Below are 6,091 nucleotides of genomic sequence, written 5' to 3'. Positions count from 1 at the left end.
TCATTATGCGGACGGTATTTTTTATGGTTATTGTTGATAGATAATCTGAATCTTTTCTGTATTCTTGGCATCTCCCCGATCTGTCTTTTGTATCCAGCGTCCGGTACTGTCATATTCATAATAGGCGTTACTGTCTATCTGGTTACCGAATTCGTCATACAAGAATATGAGTGAACCGCTGGTCTTACCACTATTGACGAGAGTCTTTTCAAATGTGATCTTTGTCAGATAACCATAAGTATCGTATTCATATACATCCACTTGTTTACTTACCTGGGTGGGTAACGGATCTTTAGGCAATGGGAATGTTTCTTCTCTCTTGATGATCTGTCCCTTCTTATTATATTGGTTGATTACGGAAGATACTGGAATGTTTTTTTCGTAAACTGTCTCTCCTGCCAACAGACCGAGTTGTGGATGGTATTTTCTTACGATCAGTTTTCCGCTCTGATAGAAAGCAGAATCCGAAAGAATGACACCCAGTGTGCTGAAAGCACGCAGGCGTTTGTACACCTCCTTCATACCTCTTTGGTTTACCTGCACTTCTTCTACGCAGTTACCTTGAGAATCATACAAGAAATTAGTCTGTAGGGTAGTGGTTCCCTTATCTTCCGTAACTTCCTTGATACTAATCAGTCTTCCATTTTCATCATACGTATAGGTTTTCTGAGTACTCTTTCCATTCTTCGTTTCATTGGATTTCATCAATAATCCACGGGTGTATGCCTGGATGGTAGTAGGATTACTCCATACCAATTGTTGCTCAAAAGGTACGCGTAACTTGTTGGCTTTATCACGGAATTCCTTGTATTTATGAGTTAGGAGGTATTCTTTGATGAGTCCCAGTTTGCTTGGGGAGTTCACTTCCAGCTTTAGTGTCTCATAGTCAATACTGTCTTTTTTGTACTCCAGAGTATTGGTATATTTTTTATCGCCTGGACTCAAATAAGGGGCCTGCTCATATTCTGCAATAGCCTGCTTAATGGAAGCTATGGCCTGCGCTTTGCAGATGTTACCGTAAAGATAATCATCATAAATAGAGAGAGCCTGTGCCATAGACTCCCGCTTGGAACGTCCGTCGAAGAATGTGTTGAGCCGGTCATGGTCGAAGAATCTCTTAAAGTTACTGGCGGATGGTGATTTCTGTACGGTTTGGAACAGCAGACGATTGTATTCTATCATAGCTTCTGCTTTATACTTACCATCAGCATATTCAGTCAGATATCTTTCGCATTTCGGAATGTTCTTGTTGCGTACGAAATCTTTCCATAATTCCTCTTCATGTACATCATACAGATGTTTTCTGCTTTCATCGGACAATTCATATCCTGATGCTTTTACGGCATCTACCAAAGTGCTGGAATAGACTAATTTATTGGGATATTCATCTAATATGGCACTGATGTTATCTTCCATACGTTTACGGATTGCGGCCGGATCAGCACCGGCTTCCTGACAGATGGAAATAAAGTTGGCTTTGGTAGCATCTACATAAGCCTGGAAAAAATCTTTGGCAACGGTTACCTCTTGCTGATTCCAGATTTGATCGCACAAATCGATTAGTTTGACTTCTGCTTCAAAAGCTGTTGCTGTTTCAGCATCTAATTTGTCCCGGTTTTTTGTAAATTTCTCATTCTCATTGTTTACAAGAAATTTCAAGAGCTTTTCTACTTTACTTTGCTTTTGCGCCATTACAGGCGAAGCACATAAGAAGGCCAACAGGCAGATAAAAGAAATGTAAAGTCGCATATTTTTAATTTGTTCCATAGTTTCTTATGATTTTAGTTTGAATAACATTGTACAAATATAAAAAGATTCTTTTAATTTTGCATACATGAATGCGAATTATATCGAAGAATTGAATGAAGGACAGCGCGCTGCAGTGCTCTACAACGAGGGTCCGTCACTGGTTATAGCCGGTGCAGGTTCCGGAAAGACACGGGTGCTGACCTACAAGATAGCATATTTGTTGGAGAATGGTTATCAGCCATGGAATATATTGGCTTTGACCTTTACCAATAAAGCTGCCCGTGAAATGAAAGAACGTATTGCTCGGCAGGTGGGAGATCAACGGGCACGTCATTTATGGATGGGTACGTTCCACTCCATATTTCTACGTATTCTGCATGCGGAAGCTGCGAATATTGGTTTTACCTCACAGTTTACTATCTATGATACGGCAGATAGTAAAAGTCTAGTACGCTCTATCATAAAAGAAATGGGGCTGGATGAGAAAGTCTATAAACCGGGTAGTGTACAGGCACGCATCTCGAATGCGAAGAACCACTTGGTTTCTCCTGCGGGATATGCCTCTAATAAGGAGGCTTATGAAGGTGATTGTGCTGCCAAGATGCCTGCGATCCGGGATATTTACCATCGTTATTGGGATCGTTGCAGGCAGGCGGATGCCATGGATTTTGATGATTTGCTCTTTTATACTTTTATTCTCTTCAGAGATCATCCCGAAGTACTGGCACGTTATCAGGAGCAGTTTCGCTACATTCTGGTAGATGAATATCAAGATACCAACTATGCCCAGCACAGCATTGTGTTGCAGTTGGCAAAAGATCATCAGCACGTGTGTGTGGTAGGGGATGATGCGCAGAGTATCTATTCTTTCCGGGGAGCAGATATTGACAATATATTGTATTTTACAAAAGTGTATCCCAATACGAAAGTATTCAAACTGGAACAGAACTATCGGTCTACGCAAACTATTGTCTGCGCTGCCAACAGCCTGATTGAAAAGAATGAGAGACAGATACGAAAGGAGGTCTTCTCTGAAAAGGAGAAAGGGGAAGCCATCGGCGTGTTTCAGGCATATAGTGATGTGGAAGAAGGAGATATTGTAGTCAATAAAATTGCTGAGTTGCGCCGTTCGGAGCATTATGCCTATTCGGATTTTGCCATACTTTATCGGACCAATGCGCAGAGCCGTGTATTTGAGGAAGCTATGCGTAAGCGGGGTATGCCTTATCGCATTTATGGCGGTCTATCCTTCTATCAGCGTAAAGAGATTAAGGATGTGATAGCTTACTTCCGGCTGGTGGTCAATCCTAATGATGAAGAAGCATTCAAACGTATTATCAATTATCCGGCCCGTGGTATCGGAGATACGACAGTAGGTAAAATTATTACTGCTGCTACGGAAAATAATATCAGTCTTTGGGCTGTGCTTTGTGAGCCGCTGACATACGGATTGAATTTCAATAAAGGCACGCACTCTAAACTGCAAATCTTCCGTGACCTGATTGGTGGATTTATAGAAGGAGTAGTGGAGAAAAATGCCTATGAGATTGGTGCGGAAATCATCCGTCAGTCCGGCATTATTAATGACGTCTGCCAAGATAATTCACCGGAAAATCTTAGCCGCAAAGAGAATATTGAGGAATTAGTGAATGGTATGAGCGATTTCTGTGCTTTGCGCATGGAAGAGGGTAATCCGAATATTTCATTGACGGACTTTTTATCGGAAGTATCATTGCTGACTGATCAGGACTCGGACAATGGGGATGATGAGAAAATAACGCTTATGACCGTTCATTCTGCCAAAGGATTGGAATTTAGAAATGTATTTGTGGTGGGAATGGAAGAAAATCTTTTCCCCAGTGGTATGGTCGGAGATTCTCCCCGTGCGCTGGAAGAGGAGAGGCGTTTGTTTTATGTGGCTATCACTCGCGCAGAAGAACATTGTTTCCTTTCGTACGCACGTACTCGTTTCCGTTATGGGAAAATGGAATTTGGTAGTCCCAGTCGTTTTCTGAAAGATATCGACATCCGCTTCCTCCGCTTGTCTCAGGACGTAGGGATTGGTAGTAAAATTGATGAAGAGGCCGGATCTTTCCGTAGGGAACATAGCGGTGGTTTCTCCCGCTCACCTCATGTTCGTGAATCATTGTATAATACAGAAAAAGAAACTCCGCAGCGTTCCAAACAGCAGATTATTGCTCCAAGCGTTCCGCGCAATCTGAAACGGGTGACTCCGGCAGCCTCTTCTTCTACATCCACCTCTGCTTCTGTAATGGCTGTGCAGCCGGGACAACTGATCGAGCATGAACGTTTCGGTCTGGGAGAAGTGATGAAAGTGGAAGGTCAGGGCGATAATGCCAAAGCTACTATTCATTTCAAAAATGCGGGTGACAAGCAACTTTTATTGCGCTTTGCCCGTTTTAAGATCATTGGTTAAAAAAGAAAATATGATAGATTTCAATTGTTTCCCTTCTCCGTGCTATATCATGGATGAAGAATTGTTGAGAAAAAATCTTACCCTTATAAAAAGTGTTGCTGACCGTGCCGGAGTAGAGGTTATCCTGGCATTTAAGTCTTTTGCTATGTGGCGCTCGTTTCCCATATTTAGGGAGTATATAGAGCACTCTACAGCAAGTTCAGTTTACGAGGCACGTCTGGCACTGGAAGAATTCGGCAGTAAGGCACATACTTATTCTCCCGCTTATACGGAAGTTGATTTTCCTGAAATCATGCGTTGTAGTAGCCATATAACTTTTAATTCTTTGTCGCAGTTCTGTCGTTTTTATCCAGAGGTAGTGAAAGAGGGAAGTGGCATTTCTTGCGGTATTCGCATCAATCCGGAATATTCTGAAGTGGAAACGGAACTTTATAATCCCTGTGCTCCCGGCACCCGTTTCGGTATGACGGCGGATTTATTGACTGAGGTCCTGCCGCAAGGTGTTGAAGGTTTCCATTGTCATTGTCATTGCGAATCTTCATCTTATGAACTGGAACGGACATTAAAACATTTGGAAGAAAAATTCTCTCGTTGGTTTCCGCAAATCAAGTGGTTGAATCTGGGAGGTGGTCATCTGATGACGCGTAAAGATTATGACGTGGAGCATCTTATTCAACTGCTGAAAGATTTGCGTGCCCGTTATCCTCGTTTGCGTATTATCCTTGAACCTGGTTCTGCCTTTACTTGGCAAACCGGCGTATTGGCTTCTGAGGTAGTAGATATTGTAGAAAGTCGTGGTATCCGTACTGCTATTCTTAATGTGAGTTTTACCTGTCATATGCCCGATTGTCTTGAAATGCCTTACCAGCCTGCCGTACGTGGTGCTGAAATAGGAAATAATGGTGGTTGTCATGTGTATCGCCTGGGTGGAAATTCATGTTTGAGTGGTGACTATATGGGCGACTGGAGCTTCGACCATGAATTGCAAATCGGAGAGCGTATTGTTTTCGAAGACATGATACATTATACCATGGTGAAAACAAATATGTTCAATGGAATTCACCATCCTGCTATTGCTATGTGGACCAAAGAGAGGAAAGCTGATATTTTCAAGCAATTTTCTTATGAGGATTATCGCGACAGAATGAGTTGATAATCAAAAGCCTGCCGCTTTCGCATGGTAAATGTGTATTTTTCTTCGCGAAAAAAATAAGTAGAATGTTTGCAGGTTTGGAGAAAATATCTACCTTTGCAACCGCAAACGCGGAAATAGCTCAGTTGGTAGAGCATAACCTTGCCAAGGTTAGGGTCGCGAGTTCGAGTCTCGTTTTCCGCTCAAGTACATAGATTGCAATTACCTAATGCCCAGGTGGCGGAATTGGTAGACGCGCACGTTTCAGGTGCGTGTGTCGAGAGGCATGCAGGTTCGAGTCCTGTTCTGGGCACATTAGGTGAGGCAAGTTTTAGTTCTTTGAAAGTATGAGATAGTATGGAGAGGTGGCGGAATTGGTAGACGCGCTACTTTGAGGTGGTAGTGACAGAAATGTTGTGGGAGTTCGAGTCTCCTCCTCTTCACACGATTATCATAACGCGGAAATAGCTCAGTTGGTAGAGCATAACCTTGCCAAGGTTAGGGTCGCGAGTTCGAGTCTCGTTTTCCGCTCATTTTTTTTGTTTTTGTCTGGATGACTGATAATGCCCAGGTGGCGGAATTGGTAGACGCGCACGTTTCAGGTGCGTGTGTCGAGAGGCATGCAGGTTCGAGTCCTGTTCTGGGCACTTTCTCTTTGTGAAAAGAGAGTCATCTAATGCGGAAATAGCTCAGTTGGTAGAGCATAACCTTGCCAAGGTTAGGGTCGCGAGTTCGAGTCTCGTTTTCCGCTCTATTGAGAATAAAAAAAAGTC

At 42.8% G+C, this 6,091-nt stretch carries 3 protein-coding genes and 6 tRNA genes; 8 read left to right on the top strand and 1 reads right to left on the bottom strand.

What is annotated here, in order from left to right:
- Window positions 1-27: 27 nt before the first annotated feature.
- On the bottom strand, window positions 28-1,767 hold the full coding sequence (locus BN161_RS22255) for a hypothetical protein (protein ID WP_244436595.1): 1,740 nt from the start codon (window positions 1,765-1,767) through the stop codon (window positions 28-30).
- Between the two features lie 67 nt (window positions 1,768-1,834).
- On the opposite strand from BN161_RS22255, the gene BN161_RS22250 reads away from it, so the two are divergent.
- The 8 genes from BN161_RS22250 to BN161_RS22215 all read left to right on the top strand — a co-directional run bounded on the left by BN161_RS22250 (window position 1,835) and on the right by BN161_RS22215 (window position 6,069).
- Window positions 1,835-4,186 (top strand): ATP-dependent helicase, encoded by a 2,352-nt coding sequence (locus BN161_RS22250; protein ID WP_044270347.1) that lies wholly within the window; start codon window positions 1,835-1,837, stop codon window positions 4,184-4,186.
- Window positions 4,187-4,196: 10 nt separating this feature from the next.
- On the top strand, window positions 4,197-5,339 hold the full coding sequence (gene nspC / locus BN161_RS22245) for a carboxynorspermidine decarboxylase (RefSeq protein WP_044270345.1): 1,143 nt from the start codon (window positions 4,197-4,199) through the stop codon (window positions 5,337-5,339).
- A gap of 110 nt (window positions 5,340-5,449) precedes the next feature.
- Window positions 5,450-5,522, top strand: a tRNA-Gly gene (locus BN161_RS22240).
- A 27-nt stretch (window positions 5,523-5,549) separates the two neighbouring features.
- Window positions 5,550-5,631 (top strand) — tRNA-Leu (locus BN161_RS22235).
- Between the two features lie 46 nt (window positions 5,632-5,677).
- Window positions 5,678-5,761 (top strand) — tRNA-Leu (locus BN161_RS22230).
- 15 nt (window positions 5,762-5,776) lie between these two features.
- Window positions 5,777-5,849 (top strand) — tRNA-Gly (locus BN161_RS22225).
- A gap of 34 nt (window positions 5,850-5,883) precedes the next feature.
- Window positions 5,884-5,965, top strand: a tRNA-Leu gene (locus tag BN161_RS22220).
- 31 nt (window positions 5,966-5,996) lie between these two features.
- A tRNA-Gly gene (locus BN161_RS22215) sits at window positions 5,997-6,069 on the top strand.
- The last annotated feature ends 22 nt before the right edge of the window (window positions 6,070-6,091 follow it).

It is taken from the genome of Bacteroides timonensis (genome assembly GCF_000513195.1).
In the GTDB taxonomy this organism is placed as follows: domain Bacteria; phylum Bacteroidota; class Bacteroidia; order Bacteroidales; family Bacteroidaceae; genus Bacteroides; species Bacteroides timonensis.
This window is presented reverse-complemented; position numbering and strand designations above follow the sequence as displayed.

Excerpts from the sequence above, each read along its gene's own strand:
- BN161_RS22255 (WP_244436595.1), bottom strand. The coding sequence starts at position 1,767 with ATGGAACAAATTAAAAATATGCGACTTTACATTTCTTTTATCTGCCTG.
- BN161_RS22250 (WP_044270347.1), top strand. The coding sequence starts at position 1,835 with ATGAATGCGAATTATATCGAAGAATTGAATGAAGGACAGCGCGCTGCA.
- nspC (WP_044270345.1), top strand. The coding sequence starts at position 4,197 with ATGATAGATTTCAATTGTTTCCCTTCTCCGTGCTATATCATGGATGAA.